Here is a 19629-nt window from a genome sequence, read left to right on the forward strand (position 1 = left end):
ATGATCGCCGAATGGCTCGATATTGGCCCTGTGGACCAGCTCCCCGCCTTGGGCGCGCGCACCTTGCCGGTGCAGGGAGGCGAGGAAATCGCTATTTTCCGCACCGCCAATGGCAGCGTCTATGCGCTCGTCAACAAATGCCCGCACAAGCATGGTCCACTGTCGCAGGGCATTGTCCATGACACGACCGTGACGTGTCCGCTCCATAATTGGCGCATCTCGCTCATCACGGGCGAGGCATTGGGCGAGGACAAGGGCTGCGTGCCGGTGATTCCGGTCAAGATCGACGGGGGGCGCATCCTGATCGGTCGCGCTGCAGCTTTGGCGGGGGTGATGTGATCGAAACGCGGACCACTTGCGCTTATTGCGGTGTCGGTTGCGGCATCCGCGCCACGCCGACCGGTCCGCGTGCGGTCACGATCAAGGGCGACCCGGATCACCCGGCCAATTTCGGGCGGCTGTGTTCCAAGGGGACGCATCTTGGCGAAACCATCGGGTTGGAAGGGCGCTTGCTCTATCCTGAAATCAATCAGGTGCGGGTCGATTGGAATATCGCGCTTGATCATGTCGCCAGCCGCTTTCAAGCGACCATTGCCGAACATGGGCCGGAAAGCGTGGCCTTTTATGTGTCGGGCCAGTTGCTGACCGAAGATTATTACGTCGCCAACAAGCTGATGAAGGGTTTTATCGGCACGGCCAATATCGACACCAACAGCCGCCTGTGCATGGCGAGCGCGGTCGCCGCGCATAACCGCGCCTTTGGCGAGGATGTGGTGCCATGTTCTTATGACGATCTGGAAAAATCCGACCTGATTATCTTGGTCGGGTCGAACACCGCATGGTGCCATCCGGTGATCTGGCAGCGGATCGAGGCGGCGCGGGAAAAGCGCGGGACCAAATTGGTCGTGATCGATCCCCGCCGCACCGAAACCGCCGAACGCGCCGATCTGCATCTGGCGATTGCGCCCGATGGCGATGTGGCGTTGTTCAATGCGTTGCTGTTGCATTTGCACCGGAATGGCGGGCTGGATGAGGCGTTTCTGGGGACCAAGGTCAACACGCCGGATGATTTCTGGGCGCAACTGACTGCGGGTGATTGCGGCGTTGATCAGGCCGCGCTCGATCAGTTTTTCGCCCTGTTCGCCGCCCATCCGCGCACCGTGACTCTGTTCAGCCAAGGGGCGAACCAGTCCACCTCCGGCACGGACAAGGGCAATGCGATTATCAACCTCCATCTTGCCACTGGTCGGATCGGCCAGCCCGGCATGGGACCGTTCAGCATCACCGGCCAGCCCAATGCGATGGGCGGGCGCGAAGTGGGCGGGCTTGCGTCCATGCTCGCGGTGCATATGGGTTTTAGCGCCGCCGAACAGGACCGCGCCCAGCGTTTCTGGCAGTCGCCCAATATGTGTTCTGGTCCCGGTTTGAAGGCGGTCGAGATGTTCGATGCGGTCGCCGCTGGCAAGATCAAGGCGATCTGGATCATGGCGACCAATCCGGCGGTCTCGATGCCCGATGCGGGCGATGTGCGGGCGGCGCTGGCGAATTGCCCGTTGGTCGTCGTATCGGATTGCATTGCCGAGACGGACACCACCGCCTTTGCCCATGTGAAGCTCCCGGCCCTTGGCTGGGGGGAGAAGGATGGCACCGTCACCAATTCCGAACGTCGTATTTCGCGCCAGCGCGGCTTTCTCGCCCCCGCAGGCGAGGCGCGGCCCGATTGGTGGATCATCGCGCAGGTGGCGCAGCGCATGGGCTGGGCCGATGCGTTTGATTTTCCCAATGCCGCCAGCATCTTTCGGGAGTTTGCGGCGCAGACCGGCTTTGAAAATCAGGGCGCGCGGGTGCTGGATATTGGCGATTATGCCGATATTTCGGATGTGGATTATGATGCGCTCGAACCCTTTGTCTGGGGCGGGGCATCGCCCTTTGCGGATCGCCCGTTCACGACATCGAATGGCAAGGCCAATCTGGTGCTTGCCAAGCCTGCGCAGCGCGAGGCCGATCCGGCCTTTCCGTTTCGCCTCAACACCGGGCGTTATCGCGACCAATGGCACACGATGACCCGCACCGGCCTGTCGCCGAAATTGTCGCAGCATCGCCGCGAACCATTGGTCGAGATACATCCGGATGACGCGCAGGCGCTGCATATTCAAGATGGCGGGCTGGCAGAGGTCGCGACACCCCATGGCGCGAGCATCTATCGCGTATCGGTGACGGATGGCCAGCGCCGGGGCGAATTGTTCGTGCCGATGCACTGGACCGATCAGTTTTCCTCTGCAGGGCGCACGGGCCTGTTGCCGGGCAAGGACCGCGATCCCGTGTCGGGCCAGCCGGGGTTCAAGAATACGCCTGCGATAATCGCGTCGGTCGCGCCCGATTGGAGCGGTTTTCTGGTGACGCAGACGCTACCGGACGCGATCGATTTGCTGTATCATACCAAAGTCCGGACTCCGGCGGGCTGGTTGATCGAACTGGCGGGCATGGGCGATGCCGATGCGGCGCTCGCGTTGCTGCCATCCGGCGAACGGGCTGAAGTGGTCGATGCACGGCGCGGCACGATCCGGGCGGCGGTAATTGGAGATGGCCATTTGCAGGCGGCGCTGTTTATCGCCCGCGATGGGAGCCTGCCGCCGCGCGATTGGCTGGTGGCGCAGTTGTCGATGAACGAAGCGTCGTCGATTGAATTGCTGGCCGGGCGTTCGGCCACGCCTGCCCCTGATCGGGGTGCGATTATTTGCGTCTGCTTCGATGTCGGGATGATGACGATCCTCGACGCGATTAGTGCCCAATCCTTGACCTCGGTCGAGGCGGTGGGTGCGGCACTGAATGCAGGCACCAATTGCGGGTCATGCCGCCCTGCGATTGCTCGTCTGTTGTCGGAAAAGGAACTGATCAATGGCTGAATTGATTGCTCCGGGTGAAGTCTGGCTGGTCGGCGCGGGGCCGGGCGATCCCGATCTGCTGACGCGCAAGGCGGAAAAGCTGATTTTGGCTGCCGATATTGTCTTTTACGATGCGCTGGTCGGGCCGGGCGTGCTCGATCTCATTCCGGCAGGTGTCGCCCGCATCAATGTCGGCAAGCGTTCGGGGCGGCATAGCAAGGACCAGACGAGCATCAACGATTTGCTGGTCAAAGCGGCGCTGCGGGGCCAAAGGGTGGTGCGGTTGAAGGGCGGCGATCCGTCGATCTTCGGGCGGTCGGCAGAGGAAATGGCCGAACTCGCCGCGCATGATATTCCGGTGTCGATTTGCCCCGGCATTACCGCCGCGAGCGCAGCCGCCGCCAGCGCAGGGATTTCGCTGACGCTTCGAGGCATGGCGCGCAAATTGACGTTTCTTACTGCTCATGCGCGGGCGGGCGAAGAATTGGAACTCGATTGGCAGGCCTTGGCCGATCCGGAAGCAACCCTTGCGATTTATATGGGCAAGGCGGTGTCGGGTGAGATCTCTCGTGCATTGATCGCGCATGGGCTGGCGAAAGACACGCCTGCGCTGGTCGTGGAAAATGCCAGCCTGCCGAACCAGCGCCTGGTCCGCACGCGGCTGGACCTGTTGGAACTGGCGGCAGCCCCGGTGATTACCGATGGCCCGGCGATTTTGCTGATCGGCCCGGCTATCGGCGCATGGCCGAGCTGTTTGTTGCAAGGGGTTGCAGGCGAAGGCCGTAGCATTGTATCCGACCTGTCCCGGGTGGACTAGGAAGAATATACATGACTGACGAACCGATCCTGTTGAACGTCGAAGATGGTATCGCGACGATTACGCTCAATCGCCCGGAGGCGGGGAACGCGATCAACCTGCCGCTGGCCAAGGCCATGTTTCAGGCCGCGCTCAAATGCGAGGCCGACCCATTGATCCGCTGTGTCGTGCTGACGGCGAAGGGTCGGCTGTTTTGCGGCGGTGGCGATCTGGGCGACTTTGCGACGGCAGGCGAGAATATCGGCGCGTATCTGGCGGAACTGGCTGGCACGCTGCACATGGCGGTGGCGCGGCTGATGCGGATGCGCAAGCCATTGCTGGTGCTGGTCAACGGCCCTGCGGCTGGTGCTGGCCTTAGCCTTGCATTGATGGGCGACATGGTGATTGCCGGTCGTGCGGCGAATTTCTCGACGGCCTATGGTGGCGTCGGTCTCAGCCCGGATGGCGGTGCCTCATGGATGCTGCCGCGCCTTGTCGGCATGCGTCTCGCGCAGGAAATGATTATCGCCAATCGTCGCCTGTCGGCGGAAGAGGCCGAGGCTCATGGCCTGATCACCGCTGTGGTCGATGATGCGGAACTGGTGGCCGAAGGGCAAAAACGTGCCGCACGGTTGAATGCCAGCGCGGTTGGCGCGATTGGCGCGGCCCGCGCGTTGTTGCTGGAAAGCGTCGGCGGCGGGTTTGAAGCGCATCTCGATTTCGAACTGCGCTCAATCGCCGAACGCGGCACCAGCGCCGAATGCCGGGAAGGCGTCGCGGCCTTCCTTGAAAAGCGCAAGCCGGATTTCAAAAGCGTCGGTTGATGCGATGCAAAAAGGGGCGAGGCTGAAATCCATCATCGCCCCTTTTTTCGATCAATTTTAGAATAATGTGCTGAGCGCGATCGATCCATAAGCACGTGGGCCACGGCCTGCCTGTTCGGATGCGCCACCGCTTATTTGCAAGGATACATTGTGCGCGATGGCCTTGCTCGCGAACATGCCGGCGAATCCCTTTTTATAGCTGGGATCGCCTTGCAGCCCGGCCTCGATGCCCATGCGCAGATCATCCCGGCCAATGCGATGGCCAAGCTGTAATTTCGCCTGATAGGTGTCGTCAAACGCGCCATAGCTGCCATACCAGCCCAGCCGCCATTTCGGGCCGTCCAGCGCACCATCACTTTGGAGGCCGAGATCCCAGTTCGATCCGCGAAGATCGTTGCCGGGATCGTTGGGCGACAGGCTGGTGTCGGAAAAATGCGGCCCGGCCGATACATTCGCCCAGCCCCAATCGCCGGAGAATTGATAGACAAGGGCCGCATCCGCGCCGACATATTTGCCGATAATCTGCTGGCCGTTGGCTTCATATTTATAACGCCCTGCGGCAGTCCCCGCTCGGATGGCGAGGCCATGGCCAAGCGATGCGCCCGGCAATGACATCACGCCGCCCGCATAGCCGGACTGGCTTTCGCTGATCGTGCCGCCGACATAGGCTACGCCACGCAATGGTTCGGCGAAGGCGCTGTTCGTGCCGCAGATTGCTATGATGAAGCTGGTCAGCAGTGTCATGTTCTTCATGCTAATGCTCCTGCGGTGCGCATCCATTTTGGCTCCCGATGAAATTTGGTTATCGCTTGTGGCCGTTCGTGCAGCAGGGCGAGGCAGACGCGCCCGCCGCCGACCGAATATTCGCGATAGGCTTCCAGTTGCAGTCCTTCTTCGCTGCGACCATTCACGCGCAGGCGGAAATTTGCGGCCTGTGGCAAGGGTTCGAAGGACAACAGGCGGAAATTCTCTCCTTCTTGTCGGACAAGGCAGCGCAGATGGCCATTTTCGCTGCGGAGATGTCCGACATGCCATTCTGATGCATCGGCTTCGCCGCTGTGGTTCCACAGATGGGACAAGCGGAAACGCTTAACCTCGGACCAGCTATTGACGTCCCATTGCAGGGTGTTGCCGTACAGGCAGCTATTGAGTGGGTCCGCATCGCTGTCTTTCAGCCATTCGAAGCTCAATCCCAGCACGACTTCTTTCCCATCGCCAGAGATGTCCGTCCGCTGGACACGTCCACGGAACGGGACCGGGCCGCTCGGCAGGGACAATTGCCCATGAAGGATCGGTCCCAATGCGGCATGGCGGGCGGTCCTCAGGCTCATGCCGCGTGATGACACATCATAAGCAATCGCCATGGAAGACGGCACATCGTCGCTGTCGCCGACACGTACCTGCGCTATCATCGGCAGCGGGAAGCGGTGTTCGGTCCGCTTTTGATGGCGACGACCGCTGGCAAAGGACAGGGCCTTGACTGCAATCGCGCCATTGACCGTCAGCCAGACGAGGTTCGAGATGAACGCGCCTTCCGGCAGATGATGCTGGGTTAGATAGATCAGTGTCCCGGCAGTGATTGAACCGATCACCCCAATGGCCATCACGAATTGTGGCCATAGACGCAGCCAGAGGCTTCCCTGCATATCCAACCCCTTGGGCGTGACGGAAAAGCGCCATTTTATCGGGATCACCAGCGCAAGCGTCGCTTTCATGAAGGTGAAGAAGCGGAAGAAATTATATTCTTCGGTCCAGATCGTCTTGGCATAGCCGCGGCTGAACAGTTCATTGACGATGACGCCTGCCGTGAACCAAGCAAGGAAGATGCCGATGAACGGCCAGCCCGCCCAGATGATGGGCATTGATCCGGTCAGGATCACGGCCATTGGCAGGAAATAGACGATCGCCTTTTGCCAGCCTTCGAAATAGGTGATGGTCGACATGAAATAGGCGAGGCGTTGCGCGAGGGTCAGGTTGCCGCGAAAGAGAATGCCTTCCTTCAGCCAGACCTGCATCGCGCCCCGGCCCCAACGCAGCCGCTGGGTATCATATTGATCGAGGGTCGCAGGCGACAGGCCGAATGCCAGCGCTTCGCTATGATAGACCGAGCTCCAGCCGCGCTTGTGAATGCGCAAAGAGGTGTGCATGTCCTCGGTGATCGTGCCAGTGGCGACACCGCCGATATCTTCCAGCGTGGCCTTGCGCATCACGGCACAGCTGCCGCAGAAAAAGCCTGCGTTCCAGCGGTCCTTGCCCGGCTGGATGACGCGGTAGAACAGGGTCTGTTCGTGCCATGCTTCCTTGGTGCGCGCGGAGCCGCGATGCTGGAACGACCCGGTATTATAGAAATCCTGCGGGGTCTGGACGAAGCCGACCTTAGGGTCGACGAAATAGCCTAGGGTGCGCTCCAGAAATTCCGGCGATGGCGCATGGTCGCAATCGAGGATCGCGACGAATTCGGCCTCAGTATATTGGAGTGCGTTGTTGAGATTGCCCGCCTTGGCATGGGACCGGTCGGATCGCGCGATATAGCGCGTGCCCAATTCACGGGCGAGCGCTTCCATCTCCGGCCTGCACCCGTCATCCAGCAGCCAGATGTCCTTGACAAGGCGGACCTGCTTGGCAGCCAGCAAGGTATTGCGCAGAATATCGACGGATTCATTCCAGGTCGTGATCAATATGTCCGCTTCATAGCCCGCAGGCGGGGTCGGGGCGCGACGCTCGACCAAGGTCCAGGTGGAGAACACATGCAGCAGCAATGTCATCACCCCGAATAATTCCGCTACGAGCATCAAGGTCGAAATGATTGGCGCGGCCGGGTTCCACAACGGCAGGCGATAAGCAAAATAGCCGATAGTGATCGCGAGATATGCGATAAACGCAATGGCGGCGACCGGCCCAACATTGTGGTGGTGGCGAAATTGCGTCGATTCAACCGGCGTTCGCGCATCTGCGCTATATTGCGCGACGCTATCAACATCATGAAACACGGACTGGTCCCCTTTGGTCCTTGTAGTCCGCTTGAGTTCGCATATGCTGGTTAATAATTAATTATTGATATTAATTAAGTGCGATATTTTGGACGGATTTGGGGCTATTTATACAATTTATAATATTGATTTATAATGATAATAACTCAATTTTCTGGTGCTAAATTATTAAATCGATTTGAATGGCTGCAACCATTTTGCATCATTCATCAAGGATGTTTCCCGCTGTCATGCGCTTGCCTTCTCAAATGGCGAGGCTGATCACGGCCTCGGCAATTGCGTGATGCAGTCGGTCAAGGTCTGCGGCCTCAATGCTATAAGGCGGCATGACATAGACTGTATTGCCCATTGGCCGCAGTAACAGGCCTTGTTCCCGGAAATGCGCCAGCAGCCGGGGCGCGAGATGGGATAAATAGCCCTGATCTTGGCCCTGAGGTGTCGCCATCTCCATGGCGATGATCGTGCCTAATTGGCGCGGGTTTTCGATCCCCGGCACGGTTGCCAAGCTGTCTAAACCCGTCTGTTGGTGCGCGGCCAATGTCGCGATTCGCTCCAGCACCGGTTCATCCCGCCAGATCGCAAGATTGGCATTGGCGGCGGCGCAGGCAATCGGGTTGGCGGTATAGCTGGAGGAATGGAAGAATTGCTGCGCCCGGTCGGTGCTGTAATGCGCGTCATAAATGGCGGCGCTCGCCATCGTCGCGGCAAGTGGCAGTGCGCCGCCGGTCAAGCCTTTGGACAGGCACATCAGGTCCGGCACGATCTCAGCCTGTTCGCAGGCGGTTAACGTCCCGGTCCGGCCCCATCCGGTCATCACCTCATCGGCGATGAACAACACGCCGAAACGCGCACAAATCGCCCGCATTTCAGCCAGCACCCAAGCAGGGTAGATCAGCATCCCGCCCGCGCCAAGGATCAACGGCTCGATAATCAGCGCCGCCAGTTCGTGCGACCGGCAAGCCGCCTCCAGCGCATCCAAAGTCGCCTGTTCCTGTCCGGCGATGGGAAAGGGCAACGTCCCGACATCGAACAATAATGGCGTATAGGCACGGTTATAGACGCTTCGCGCGCCGACCGACATCGCGCCGATGGTGTCGCCATGATAGCTATGTTCCATCACCATGATGCGGTGACGCGTCTGGCCCCGGTGCAGCCAATAGCCCAAGGCCATTTTGATCGCGACCTCGACACTGGTCGACCCGGAATCGGACAGAAACACATAAGGCAGTGAGGGCGGCATGATCGCGGTCAGCCCTTGGGCCAAGGTTTCGGCCGGTTCATGGGTCCAGCCCGCGAAAATCACCTGATCGAGTTGTTGCGCCTGCGCGGCAATCGCCGCCATGATCCGGGGGTGGCAATGGCCATGGGTCGTGACCCACCAGCTCGAAATACCGTCGATGATGCGCTGACCATCCTCGGTCCACAAGATCGCCCCGCTGCCATGCGTCACCAGCGGCGTTGGTTCGCACAGGCCATGTTGGGTGAACGGGTGCCACAATGAAGATGTCATGCGGTGAAGTCCTCAAGGCGGAAATGGGCCTGAAAGGCGCTGGCCAAAGTCGCGTGATTGAGTGGTGCGATCAGCGGCAGGCGGCCCAGTCGCTTCACCCCGGTAAAGTTCGTAATCAGCGCCTCATTGTCCTCATTGGCATCGCCGACAAAGGCGATGCCGTGAATATTAATGCCGCGCCGTTTCAGGGCTTCGATCGACAACAGGCTATGGTTGATCGTGCCAAGGCTGGTCCGTGCCACAAGAATGGCCGGCAAGCCCCATGTCACGAACTGATCGGCATATAAGGTGTCACGGGTCAGCGGGACCATCACCCCGCCCGCCGCTTCGATGATCAACGGGCCATGGACCATCGGCGGGGTTAGTCGGGCTGTGTCGATCATCACCCCGTCAATTTCGGCGGAAAGATGCGGTGAACAGGGCGTGGTCAGGCGATAGGCCTCGGGCAGGATCTGGGATGCTTTCACGCCCGACAATCGGGCGACGGTCGCGCTGTCGCTCTCGGTTGCCGCATCTATGCCCGACTGCACCGGTTTCCAATAATGCGCGTTCAATGCGCCGACCAAGGCGCTGGCGAAGATGGTTTTGCCAATATCGGTATCGGTGCCGGTGACGATGAAGATGGGGGATGCTGACATCAGCCGATGGCCTCTCGCTGATAATGACAGGTGACGATCTGATAGGTGGCACATCCGCCCGCCATTTCAAATCGGCGCATCACGCGGCGCAGCGCCGCCGGGGGCAAGGGGCGGTGGCATGGATCGGCGGTGCCTGCGCCGATCTGCTTGACCCCGTGGAGAAAGTCGCGGGCATTGTCATAACGGTCGATATGAGTGGCGACGGTGCAGGTGGCTTGCACGCCAGCGGGCTTGATCGCGTGGTATTGGGCAAGGCTGGGGAAGGCCGGGGTGCCGGGCGTCAGGCCTTCTGCCAGATGGGCATGCCGCCATTCATGGAAACTGTCGGCACCCAAGGTCGTGAAGATGCAATGCCCGCCCGGTTTCAGGCGCTTAATCAGCCGCGCGACCCCGGTTTCGATGTCATCGAACCATTGGAATGCGAGGCTGGAACAGATGAGGTTGAAGCCTTCTTCCCCATCCGGCGTGCCATATTCGCCGTCGAGCGTGGCAAATGCGATGGCGGGGTGGGTGCCGATGCGTTGCTGGCACCGCGCGACCATCGCGGGTGAAAGGTCGGTGACGAGATATTGCCCGTGGAGGCCATGATCGATCAGGCCTTGGGTCAAAAAGCCGGTGCCGCAGCCGATTTCCAAAATCCGGGGCGAGGGCGGCAGATCGAGCGTCGCAATACGGTCGGTGAGCGCATGGGCGACGATCTGCTGCACCTTGGCATGGCGGTCGTAATCCTGCGCGTTGGAAAAGGCGCGTGCGATGCGATCATGGCGCGGGGCGTTCATGCGATGCGTTCCAGCCATGTGGCGATCTGCGCCGCGCAATCGGCGGCATGGGTGAGGGGGAGGAGATGCCCACCATCTGCAAATGTGATCTGTTCCAGTTGCGGCGTGTGGGCAAATAGCTGCTGGCGCATCTCGGCAGGGAGTAGGGGGTCTTGCGCGCCGTGCAGGGCCAATAAGGGCAAATCCCATTGGCTGCTGTCCGTCCGGCAGTCGCCATCGCGTAGCAGCGTCAGATCATCGCGCAACATCGCCGGGTCGGGATCGGGGAAGGGCGCATCGGTCCCGCAACGTTGGCGAAAATCGGCGAGTACTTGCCGGGGGGCGCGGTCCAATTGCGTCAACATCCGGGTGACGATGCGCGACGCGACGCCGGGGAAATGGTCTTGCGCGGTGAAACAGTCAAAGCCGTTGATCGCGACCAAGGCCAGGCAATGGGCGGGCGGATCGCGCAGCAGGTGCATCGCGCCAAGCGAATGGGTGACCGCCACGAACGGCCCGTCCATTATCGGTGCAGACGGCGCGTGAAAATAGCCGCGATCCATGCGCATGGCCGGGAATTTCGGTAAAGCGGCGGCCACCCCATCCCAGAAATGGGCATCAAAACCCCAGCCATGGAGGAACAACAGCCTCACCGACAATCCTCAATGCTGTTGAGCAATTGGTCGATGTCCGCAATCTGATGGGGCGCGCGCAGCACCAGTCGCAACCGGCTCGTCCCGCTTGGTACGGTCGGCGGGCGAATGGCGGCGGCCATGATCCCGGCTTTTGCCAGTCGCGCACTCAATTCCACGGTCGCTGTAGCATCGCCGATCATTGCGGGGACGATATGGCTGTCGGACGGGCCGGTCTCCATGCCCAAATTGTGCAAGCCCTCGCGTAATCGCTCGCTGATGCGGGCGAGATGTTCGCGCTCCTCTTCCATTTGCGGCACGAGATCGAGCGCGGCATCAATCGCCCCCAAATTGCCCGGTGGCGGCGCGGTGGAGAAGATGAAGCCGCCGCAATGGTTCACCAGATAATCGCACAGTAATTGCGACCCGGCGACATAAGCCCCGGCGCTGCCCATGGCCTTGCTGAATGTCCCCATCACCAGATCGACGCCGCCCGGTGTGTGGGCGGAAAGTCCTGCGCCAAAGGGACCGGATACGCCGGTCGCATGGGCCTCATCGACAATGAGAAACGCATCATATTGGCGGGCGAGGGCGGTCAGGCGGTGGATGTCGATACTATCGCCATCCATGCTGAAGATGCTCTCCGTCAGGATGAAGCGGGCGGGGGCTGCCGCGCCGCGCGTCATGAGCAATTCTTCGAGATGGTCGAAATCATTGTGGCGAAAGCGGATCTGGCGCACCCCTGCGGCGGCGCAGCCTTGATGCATGCTGGCATGAACCAGACGATCGCTGAATACCGCTGCCCCCGGCGCGGCGGCAAACAGGGCCGGCAGGATCGCGGCATTGGCCTGCCAGCCGGTGGCGAACAGCAACGCGGCCTCGGTCCCCTTGAATGCGGCGATCTTGCGTTCCACACTCAGATGCGCATCGCTGGTGCCGGTGACGAGCCGCGATGCGCCCGATCCAGTTCCCATCTCGTACGTCCATGCACAGGCGCGTTCGATCAGCGCCGGATGCTGTGACAGGCCGAGATAATCATTGCTCGAAAAGTCGATCAGCATTTGGCCATCGCGCAGGATGCGGCCACCGGGTCGCATCTGGGCCGGGATCAGGCGGCGGCGCTGGCCGCGTGCCGTCACGGCCTGCAATGCGTCGGCAAAGCGCTGATCGAGCGTGCTCATCGGAACATGTCGGGCGGATGGTTACCGCTGGCTTCGCATCGGTTCCGGCCCGGTCAATGGGCGCAGACCGAGCTTAGCAAACAGTGCCGCGTCCTTATTGTCGCCCGGATTGGCGGTGGTCAGCAGCATGTCTCCGGTGAAAATCGAGTTCGCCCCGGCGAGGAAGCACAGAGCCTGGGTGGAATCGCTCATCGCCTCGCGTCCCGCCGATAGGCGCACCATCGATTGCGGCATGGTGATGCGGGCAACGGCGATGGTCCGGACAAATTCAATCGGGTCGATCATCAGATCGGGAATGTCCATCAGCATATCGCCCAAGGGTGTGCCGCGCACCGGCACCAGTTCGTTGACCGGCACGCTTTCAGGATGCGGATTCATCGTCGCGAGCGCGAGGACAAGCCCAGCGCGATCGGTCGTTTGTTCACCCATGCCGACGATCCCGCCACAGCACACCGAAATCCCGGCGCGGCGCACCTGATCCAGCGTATCGAGCCGGTCCTGATAGCTGCGGGTGGTGATGACCTTGTCATAATATTCGGGCGAGGTATCGATATTGTGATTGTAATAATCGAGGCCCGCCGCCGCGAGTTGATCCGCCTGCTCGCCACTCAACATGCCCAAGGTCATGCAGCTTTCCAGCCCCATCGCCTTGACCCCTTCGACCATTGCGACAATCGAGTCCATGTCGCGGTCCTTGGGGTTGCGCCATGCCGCGCCCATGCAGAAGCGCTGGGAACCAGCAGCCTTGGCGGCGGCGGCTTCAGCCAGCACCTGTTCGACAGCCATCAATTTTTCAGCCTTGAGACCGGTCGGATTGTTCGACGATTGTGAGCAGTAACCGCAATCTTCGGCGCAGCCGCCGGTCTTGATCGACAACAGGCGACTCAGTTGCACTTCGCCCGCGCGATGATGCTGGCGATGGACAGTGGCGGCGCGGAAGACCAGCTCGTCAAACGGTAACTCAAATAATTCAGTGACTTCTTGATGCGTCCAGTCGTGCCGGATGGTGCCGGATGCGTTTGTCTCGGCAGTGGCAATGGCGGTGTCGGTCATGACAAAGCTCCAAATTATCGATAATATACGGCGTTGCCGCTGGTTTATCACTGTGTAAGAAGGGTGGAGACACAATGTCACGCGCAATCTTCATAGATTATCGATAATATGAACCTGATTTCTGCACATGATACCGCCGATCATAATCTGACCGTGGTGGAGCGCATCGCCGAGGAATTGGCGCAACGGATATTGGACGGGCGTCTGGCGCCGGGCAGTCGGTTGCGGCAGGAAGAGTTCGCCTTTGAACTGGGCGTCAGCCATGTCACGGTGCGCGAGGCGTTCCGGCGGCTGGAGTTGCAAAATCTGGTCGAGAGCCAGCCGCGTCGGGGCGTTCGGGTGACGCCGCTCGATGCGCGGAGCGAACGCGAGATCATCGCGATGCGGGTGGCGCTGGAGGGGATGGCGCTGCGCCATATTACGGGCCGGGTGTCGCGCGCGCAGTTGCAGAAGATCCGCGCGGCGTTGGAAGATGGCGACCGGGCGGAGGATATCATGGCCGCCGAGGCCGCCAATCGCGACTTTCACAATGGGCTGGCGGCACCCTGCGGGATGCCGCGCCTGAATGCGCTCATTGCGGAACTCAACCTTGCTTATTCGCGCTATGCCATTGCCAATGCCCGCGAGACACCGTGGCGCAGACGACTCAATCTCGACCATTGGCAAATTTTCGAGGCTTATGCCGCCGCCAATTACGAGCTCGCGGCGACGTTGCTGACCGGGCATTTGGGGACGGCGGATCGGGTCAGATGGCATCGCGCCTGATGTGATCGTTGCGCTTTAAAGTGGCGCGCCAATCTTTGTATTTTGGATCAAACTCTGCTATAAAAATCGCTGTTTCCCGGTGTTTGTAGGGAATGTCGCTGCGCCCTTTGAAAATGGCGAGGAAAGCGAGGGAGTTATGGTCAGGCTGGACCCGAAGCCCCCGGATGATGGGGCGCAAAGCCTGTTACGGCGGGCTATCGGGGCGACCATGTCATGTCTGAATTGTGGGCCTGCCACACGGAGTTGGTGCGGGACGGTGATGCATATTGTCAGCCTACGATTTATCCGGGGGCGTTCACATCGTCGCGAATTGTTCCATGCGATTGATGAGTGGATTGACGATACATCCGAAGACCGGGATAAAAAATAACGAGATCTTGGATATAGTTGACTGTTATCACTTCATTTTTTCGGGAGGCTGGCTCCCCCACTTTTACGCATGATTGCTTTAATGCATGGACATGGCCGCCGAAGGTCGATCGCGCGTCAGTTCGTGGAGCAATTCCAACAATGGCCCGCTGTCAAACGGCTTGGTCATAAAGCCGTTAAATCCACAATCCGCATAAATATGACGCCGCGACACATCTGCATCCGCCGTCAGGGCCATTATCGGCACCGTCCGATAAGGATCATCAAGCGCGCGAATTTTTCGCGAGGCTTCCGCCCCACCCATTTCCGGCATTTGCATGTCCATGATGATCACGTCAAAACCACCATTGGCGGCAGCTTCGACCGCCAGTCGACCATTTTCAACCACGGTCACATCATGCCCAAAGGCTTTTAATGTTTCTGACGTGACCATTTGGACGATGGGACTGTCTTCGGCCAACAGGATGTTCAGCCGGGGCATGGTCATTGCCGCATCCCTTGTCGAAGCGGGTTGCGGCACCGCGTGGCTGGCAGGCATGCAACCCTCTGGCAGGTCCACTTCAAACCAGAATGTGGCACCTTGCTTGCCATCGCTGATCACATCTATTTCGCCGGACATCGCATCCACCAGATGCTTGCAGATGCTGAGACCCAAGCCGGTGCCGCCATATTTCCGCGTGGTAGATGGATCGCCTTGCACAAAGGGGTGGAACAGTCGCTCCATCATTTCCGGCGGTACGCCGATGCCATTGTCGCGCACCTCGAAACGCCAGCGGAAACCATCTGCGGTCGGGTGCAGCGATTTGATCCTGATCTGGACTTCACCTTCCGAAGTGAATTTGATTGCGTTATTCACAAGATTGCCAAGGATTTGCTGCAAACGGAGCTGATCAGCCAATACCACCGGCCTTTCCCCTTGCACCTGCCAATCGAGCCGCACGACCTTTCTGCTTGCCGCCGCGTCATATAATTCCACAACGGATTGGGCGAGCAGATGCAGGTCGAGCGGATTCGCATCGAATATCGGCACTTCGCTATCGAGTTTCGAGAAATCCAGCACGTCATTGATGAGCCGGCGCAACAGATTGGCCGACCCTTCAAGCCGATGTAAAAAATCGCTGCGCTGATCTTCGGATTTGATAGTCTTCAGCAGTTGAATCATACCAATCACGCCGGTCAAAGGCGTGCGTAATTCATGGCTGATCATAGCGATGAAGCGAGACTTCGCCTGTTCTGCTTCTCGTGACATCGCAAGTTCGTCTAACGCCTTGGCCTTTGCGGCCTTGACGGTGTGCAATGTTTCAAGGGCGTGGATCATCTGGTTGAAGCTGATCTGCAAATGCCCGATTTCATCATCGATGCCATCAAACTCAATCGGCGTCAGCGCACCAGATTTCGATACAATGTCGAGATGGCGTTCCAGTCTGGACAGGCGGTTGGTCGCGCCCCATCGTACCAGACTATATAAGATGGCGATCATGGCGACGATCAATAAGGCCACCCCATATGCCATTGAGCGTTGCAGGCTGTGTCCCGCCGCCGCGATGTCGCGGTTTTGTCGATAGATGAGATACGCCACATTGCGGCCATCCACCCCATGGACAGGCACTTTAATATTTGAAAAATTATTATCTTTCTTGATGTTATAAAGATTATCATTGCCGATGTTGAAACTGTAGCTGGCATTAACCTGCAAGAGGTCCGAGATCAGGGCGGGGGTGATTTCACGCCCGATAATCACAAACCCTTCCGGCGTGCCAGAGCCATCGGTATTGAAAATGGCGGTCGCGCCAATCGCCAGCAGCCTATCGCCAATACGGGCAAAGCTGCTGAACTGCCCATCTTTCAAGATGCGCTGCATGACAACTGCGGAGGTTGTATAGGCCATCCATGCACGGGCCTGCGCGGGATCTTCTTTTAACGCGGTGAGGTCGAAATAATTGCCCCGCACAAATCGGCGATCAAAGCGTATATAGGTGATGGAGTTGGCGTCGAGATTCTTCATCGACATGGCGGTGAGATAGTTGTTTTCAAATTGGCGGTTTTGGTCGCGCAGATAGACAGCGCTATCGTCCCAAAAACCCCAATCGAGGACGCTGCCGATCATGGATTGTTCGATATTGTGCAGTACCGCCTCGGTGCGGGATAGGCCTGTCGCAATCTCGCGCTGTTCCAATGCGCCAAATTGCCGACTCACGATGAGCGTGCCCAAAAGCAGAATCGCGAGCAAACCAATCACGCCCAGGACCGCAACGCTCACCCCCAGTTTCAGGCTGAGGCGATTGTTCCGGAAACGCTGGATGATGGATTGTTTGTTCATGACCATCCGATCTGGCATTGGCTCTTCTGGTCCCGGTTTACGCGTCACGCCAAGGGATGGCGTTCAAGGTGAAACCTTGTACTGGAATCTGCTGCTGCACGCCTTTGCGTGGAGAGGATAAACCCTCTGGCTGGCCGGGCTGGCTATGCATTGCGACCGGCGATAGCGCGCAGCGTATCCGTTGCCACTTGTCGCAGGTGATTGATGGCATGGTGAATATCCACACCTGCATCCGCTGTTTTTTCGAACTGCCACAGCCCATCCGCTAAGCGTGGCACGCCCAAAATGCTCGACGCGCCCCGCAGGCGATGCGCAGACTGTCGGGCTTGCGCAAGCTTGCCGGAGACAAGGTCGTCAATCATGGTGGGGACATTGCCGACAATCTCAGTGCTGATCATGTTGAACATATTCGCGACGGCTTGTTGGCCGATCAGCGTTTCCATTTCTGCGACCTTGTTCAGGTCAAGCAGCGGGATTGGATGTGTCGCTACCGGGTCGGCGAAATGATCATCGGACACGGTTGCTACGCTCTCATCGCGCCTCTTGGTGGCCAAATTGGAACGCAACATTCGAGGTTATCCTTTGGTCGTCAGCCCATCAGCTAATGCACCATATTGAACTACATCGATTTGAGGAAACTTTATCTCCCTCAAAATGGCATCGCCTGAGGGGGGAATGGCTCACCCCGGCAAATGAGGATATGCGCCCCTTGCGGGTTTCGGCGCGACTGGAGGGGGCAAGTGCATTGAAGCGTAGCGCACACATAACCGCATACAGGCTGGTTATGGTGTTAGTGAGATGATGTCTAAAGTGATCTAAAATGGTGCGCGGGGCAGTCTGGAGCGAACCAGTCTCCCTGATATTCCCGGGAAAGCAGGGTGTATTCATCGCATGGCTATGGTGACAGGCTCTGAATTGGCGAGGTTCTGCAGAGGCTTAGGTCCAAAGATCGCTATCTTTATATGCGAAAAACAGGGCTTCAGTGCGAAAAAGCAGTTATGATAGAGACACCTTGCCGCACATCTTTCGTCAAATTTTTCAATATCTTGACATAATTTTTCATCTTGCCAAACGTGCAACCCTATACTATGAAGACCTCTCGCAACCGCCCGCCCCGGCGCGGTCTGGCCTCTCTCTTGCGGGGCCTTCATGCGGCAGCGTCGTGGTCATTTCCGATCAGCGAGGCAGCTTAGACAGTCGACCGGTTCCTCAGGGATCTGGTCCGATCGTCGATAGCTGCCGGGCCTGGAAAAATACCATGACTGACAAAGCCGTTAGGACCCGCAAACGTCCCACCTCGAAGATCGATATACCGTCCCCCGCACCAGCCTCCTCGTGCAACCGGTTTCACGAGAAGCTGAAGCTCGTCATCGAATATGTCGACCCCGAGAGCCTCACTCCCCCCGCACGCAAGCTGCGCAAGCACAGTCCTCGCCAGATTGCCCAGATCATAGCGTCTGTCAGGCGTTTCGGGTTCATAGACCCCGTCTTGGTGGACGCGAACAAGAAGATCATTTGCGGCTACGGACGCTGGATCGCGGCATGCGAACTTGGCATGGTAGAGATCCCCGTCATCGACGCCTCACATCTGAGCGATGAGCAGCGTCGCCTTTATGCCATCGCTGAAAATCAGCTCGGGGCCATGAGCGAATGGGACCTGGATGAACTCAAGCTCGAATTTGGCGAATTGCTCGAATTCAACCTGGACCTCAATATTGAGCTTACCGGCTTCACTACCTGCGATATAGACCAGATCGTGGCCGAACCGGCAGAACAGGAAAGTCCCGTCGAGCCTGAAGTCGTTGTGGAGGAAGTGCCGGTCACGCGCCTTGGCGACCTCTGGGCATTGGGGGGTCATCGCCTTTTCTGCGGCGACGCACAGGAAAAGGCCAGCTATCAGCAGCTGATGGGCAATGAACTCGCCCAGATGGCGTTTTGCGATCCGCCGTTCAACACGCCGATGCGCATGATTTCCGGCAAAGGTCGTGCAAAGCATAAAGACTTTGCCATGGCCGCAGGTGAAATGGTGAAAGGACAATTCACCAGCTTCCTGACGACGATCTTCATGAACATGGTAGCCTGTAGTATGGATGGCGCCATTCATTTTCAGTGCATGGACTGGCGGCATAGCGTGGAAATGCAGGAGGCCGGCGCGCGCGCCTATCGCGAACTCAAAAACCTCATCGTCTGGAACAAGGGGTCGGGCGGTATGGGAACCTTCTAGCGTTCCCAGCATGAGTTGATCTTTGCCTGGAAAACCGGAACGGCAAAGCACATCAACAATTTCGGTCTCGGCGAGAATGGCCGCTACCGGACCAATGTCTGGACCTATCGCGGCAACAACAGCTTCCATAAGGACCGCGACAAGGAACTGGCCGCCCACGCCACGGTCAAGCCGATCGACCTCGTCGCCGATGCCATTCGGGACTGTTCGCACAACGGAGGCATCGTCCTCGATGCGTTTGGCGGATCCGGCACTACCCTGCTCGCAGCCGAACGCACGCATCGTCGCGCCCGGCTGATCGAACTGGAACCACGCTATTGCGACGTGACCATCCGGCGCTGGCAGGAGATGACGGGGCAGGAGGCTGTGCTGGTCGCCACTGGCGATAGCTTCGATGATGTCCGCATTGCGCGCGGCATCGATGCAGACCAAGGGGAGGACGAAGAATGACCTCCTCTCCGAAAACGCCGCGCGGCAATGGCAAACGCGCACGCACTGACACGCCGGGTCCAGTTGGACCCGGCAATCCTCCCCTCCACACCCGCTTCGTCCCCGGCGTATCGGGAAACCCCAAGGGGCGCCCCCGCAAGGAGCGCAGTCTGATCAAGCTGATCGAAGCCGAACTGGATGCCGAGATCCAGATCACGGAGAACGGCACCGCACAGCGGCTCAGCAAAAGGGAGG

18 protein-coding genes are annotated in these 19629 nt (G+C 59.1%); 8 read left to right on the plus strand and 10 right to left on the minus strand.

Annotated elements, in window-relative coordinates:
• The 4 genes from nirD to K6117_RS10290 are packed head-to-tail and all read left to right on the plus strand — an operon-like array spanning position 1 to position 4505.
• Positions 1-339 carry a nitrite reductase small subunit NirD gene (gene nirD, locus K6117_RS10275; RefSeq protein WP_221794626.1) on the plus strand — a complete coding sequence of 113 codons (339 nt, stop codon included), beginning with the start codon at positions 1-3 and terminating at the stop codon, positions 337-339.
• Complete coding sequence (locus K6117_RS10280) at positions 336-2906, plus strand: molybdopterin-dependent oxidoreductase (protein ID WP_221794628.1); 2571 nt, start codon at positions 336-338, stop codon at positions 2904-2906. Before nirD ends, K6117_RS10280 begins: the two co-directional genes overlap by 4 nt.
• Positions 2899-3702: a uroporphyrinogen-III C-methyltransferase gene (cobA, locus tag K6117_RS10285; protein WP_221794630.1), complete on the plus strand. Its 804-nt coding sequence runs from the start codon at positions 2899-2901 to the stop codon at positions 3700-3702. The genes K6117_RS10280 and cobA overlap by 8 nt, the downstream gene beginning before the upstream one ends.
• A gap of 11 nt (positions 3703-3713) precedes the next feature.
• The gene (locus K6117_RS10290; RefSeq protein WP_221794632.1) at positions 3714-4505 is read left to right on the plus strand and encodes an enoyl-CoA hydratase/isomerase family protein; all 792 of its coding nucleotides are present in this window, start codon (positions 3714-3716) and stop codon (positions 4503-4505) included.
• 57 nt (positions 4506-4562) lie between these two features.
• On the opposite strand, the gene bcsS is transcribed toward K6117_RS10290, so the two are convergent.
• The 8 genes from bcsS to bioB form a co-directional block, all read right to left on the minus strand.
• Positions 4563-5258: a cellulose biosynthesis protein BcsS gene (gene bcsS / locus K6117_RS10295; protein ID WP_221794633.1), complete on the minus strand. Its 696-nt coding sequence runs from the start codon at positions 5256-5258 to the stop codon at positions 4563-4565.
• Positions 5255-7495, minus strand: a complete 2241-nt coding sequence (locus K6117_RS10300; protein WP_221794635.1) for a glycosyltransferase — start codon at positions 7493-7495, stop codon at positions 5255-5257. Before K6117_RS10300 ends, bcsS begins: the two co-directional genes overlap by 4 nt.
• 244 nt (positions 7496-7739) lie before the next feature.
• Complete coding sequence (locus K6117_RS10305; RefSeq protein WP_221794637.1) at positions 7740-9005, minus strand: adenosylmethionine--8-amino-7-oxononanoate transaminase; 1266 nt, start codon at positions 9003-9005, stop codon at positions 7740-7742.
• The gene (bioD, locus tag K6117_RS10310) at positions 9002-9643 is read right to left on the minus strand and encodes a dethiobiotin synthase (protein WP_221794639.1); all 642 of its coding nucleotides are present in this window, start codon (positions 9641-9643) and stop codon (positions 9002-9004) included. Before bioD ends, K6117_RS10305 begins: the two co-directional genes overlap by 4 nt.
• Positions 9643-10422 (minus strand): methyltransferase, encoded by a 780-nt coding sequence (locus tag K6117_RS10315; protein WP_221794641.1) that lies wholly within the window; start codon positions 10420-10422, stop codon positions 9643-9645. Before K6117_RS10315 ends, bioD begins: the two co-directional genes overlap by 1 nt.
• Entirely contained in the window at positions 10419-11054 is a 636-nt protein-coding gene (locus tag K6117_RS10320) for an alpha/beta fold hydrolase (protein WP_221794643.1), read from the minus strand. The genes K6117_RS10315 and K6117_RS10320 overlap by 4 nt, the downstream gene beginning before the upstream one ends.
• Positions 11051-12214 carry an aminotransferase class I/II-fold pyridoxal phosphate-dependent enzyme gene (locus K6117_RS10325; protein ID WP_221794645.1) on the minus strand — a complete coding sequence of 388 codons (1164 nt, stop codon included), beginning with the start codon at positions 12212-12214 and terminating at the stop codon, positions 11051-11053. Before K6117_RS10325 ends, K6117_RS10320 begins: the two co-directional genes overlap by 4 nt.
• A gap of 21 nt (positions 12215-12235) precedes the next feature.
• Positions 12236-13267 (minus strand): biotin synthase BioB, encoded by a 1032-nt coding sequence (gene bioB / locus K6117_RS10330; protein ID WP_221794647.1) that lies wholly within the window; start codon positions 13265-13267, stop codon positions 12236-12238.
• A gap of 108 nt (positions 13268-13375) precedes the next feature.
• On the opposite strand from bioB, the gene K6117_RS10335 reads away from it, so the two are divergent.
• Positions 13376-14032: a GntR family transcriptional regulator gene (locus K6117_RS10335; RefSeq protein WP_221794649.1), complete on the plus strand. Its 657-nt coding sequence runs from the start codon at positions 13376-13378 to the stop codon at positions 14030-14032.
• Positions 14033-14480: 448 nt separating this feature from the next.
• Here the strand turns inward: K6117_RS10335 and K6117_RS10340 are convergent, their stop codons facing one another.
• Both K6117_RS10340 and K6117_RS10345 read right to left on the minus strand, forming a co-directional pair.
• Positions 14481-16721 carry an ATP-binding protein gene (locus K6117_RS10340; protein WP_221794651.1) on the minus strand — a complete coding sequence of 747 codons (2241 nt, stop codon included), beginning with the start codon at positions 16719-16721 and terminating at the stop codon, positions 14481-14483.
• Positions 16722-16864: 143 nt separating this feature from the next.
• A complete protein-coding gene (locus K6117_RS10345; protein ID WP_221794653.1) occupies positions 16865-17290 on the minus strand; it encodes an Hpt domain-containing protein in 426 nt (141 codons plus the stop codon).
• Positions 17291-17979: 689 nt separating this feature from the next.
• On the opposite strand from K6117_RS10345, the gene K6117_RS10350 reads away from it, so the two are divergent.
• The 3 genes from K6117_RS10350 to K6117_RS10355 form a co-directional block, all read left to right on the plus strand.
• Positions 17980-18945: a ParB/Srx family N-terminal domain-containing protein gene (locus tag K6117_RS10350; RefSeq protein ID WP_246605023.1), complete on the plus strand. Its 966-nt coding sequence runs from the start codon at positions 17980-17982 to the stop codon at positions 18943-18945.
• Positions 18946-18960: 15 nt separating this feature from the next.
• Positions 18961-19395, plus strand: coding sequence for a DNA-methyltransferase (locus tag K6117_RS14480; RefSeq protein ID WP_246605024.1), 435 nt, complete (start codon positions 18961-18963; stop codon positions 19393-19395).
• On the plus strand, positions 19392-19629 hold a 238-nt coding region (locus K6117_RS10355; protein WP_221794655.1), incomplete at its 3' end, for a DUF5681 domain-containing protein. The genes K6117_RS14480 and K6117_RS10355, both read left to right, overlap by 4 nt.

Source organism: Alteraquisediminimonas sediminicola, assembly GCF_019740335.1.
In the GTDB taxonomy this organism is placed as follows: Bacteria; Pseudomonadota; Alphaproteobacteria; order Sphingomonadales; family Sphingomonadaceae; genus Alteraquisediminimonas; species Alteraquisediminimonas sediminicola.

What these genes read in the sequence shown, in the direction of transcription:
- K6117_RS10340 (WP_221794651.1), bottom strand. Translation starts at nt 16,721, where the DNA reads ATGAACAAACAATCCATCATCCAGCGTTTCCGGAACAATCGCCTCAGC.
- cobA (WP_221794630.1), top strand. Translation starts at nt 2,899, where the DNA reads ATGGCTGAATTGATTGCTCCGGGTGAAGTCTGGCTGGTCGGCGCGGGG.
- bioD (WP_221794639.1), bottom strand. Translation starts at nt 9,643, where the DNA reads ATGTCAGCATCCCCCATCTTCATCGTCACCGGCACCGATACCGATATT.
- K6117_RS10345 (WP_221794653.1), bottom strand. Translation starts at nt 17,290, where the DNA reads ATGTTGCGTTCCAATTTGGCCACCAAGAGGCGCGATGAGAGCGTAGCA.
- K6117_RS10290 (WP_221794632.1), top strand. Translation starts at nt 3,714, where the DNA reads ATGACTGACGAACCGATCCTGTTGAACGTCGAAGATGGTATCGCGACG.
- K6117_RS10335 (WP_221794649.1), top strand. Translation starts at nt 13,376, where the DNA reads ATGAACCTGATTTCTGCACATGATACCGCCGATCATAATCTGACCGTG.
- K6117_RS10350 (WP_246605023.1), top strand. Translation starts at nt 17,980, where the DNA reads ATGACTGACAAAGCCGTTAGGACCCGCAAACGTCCCACCTCGAAGATC.
- K6117_RS10315 (WP_221794641.1), bottom strand. Translation starts at nt 10,422, where the DNA reads ATGAACGCCCCGCGCCATGATCGCATCGCACGCGCCTTTTCCAACGCG.
- bioB (WP_221794647.1), bottom strand. Translation starts at nt 13,267, where the DNA reads ATGACCGACACCGCCATTGCCACTGCCGAGACAAACGCATCCGGCACC.
- nirD (WP_221794626.1), top strand. Translation starts at nt 1, where the DNA reads ATGATCGCCGAATGGCTCGATATTGGCCCTGTGGACCAGCTCCCCGCC.
- K6117_RS10305 (WP_221794637.1), bottom strand. Translation starts at nt 9,005, where the DNA reads ATGACATCTTCATTGTGGCACCCGTTCACCCAACATGGCCTGTGCGAA.
- K6117_RS10325 (WP_221794645.1), bottom strand. Translation starts at nt 12,214, where the DNA reads ATGAGCACGCTCGATCAGCGCTTTGCCGACGCATTGCAGGCCGTGACG.
- bcsS (WP_221794633.1), bottom strand. Translation starts at nt 5,258, where the DNA reads ATGAAGAACATGACACTGCTGACCAGCTTCATCATAGCAATCTGCGGC.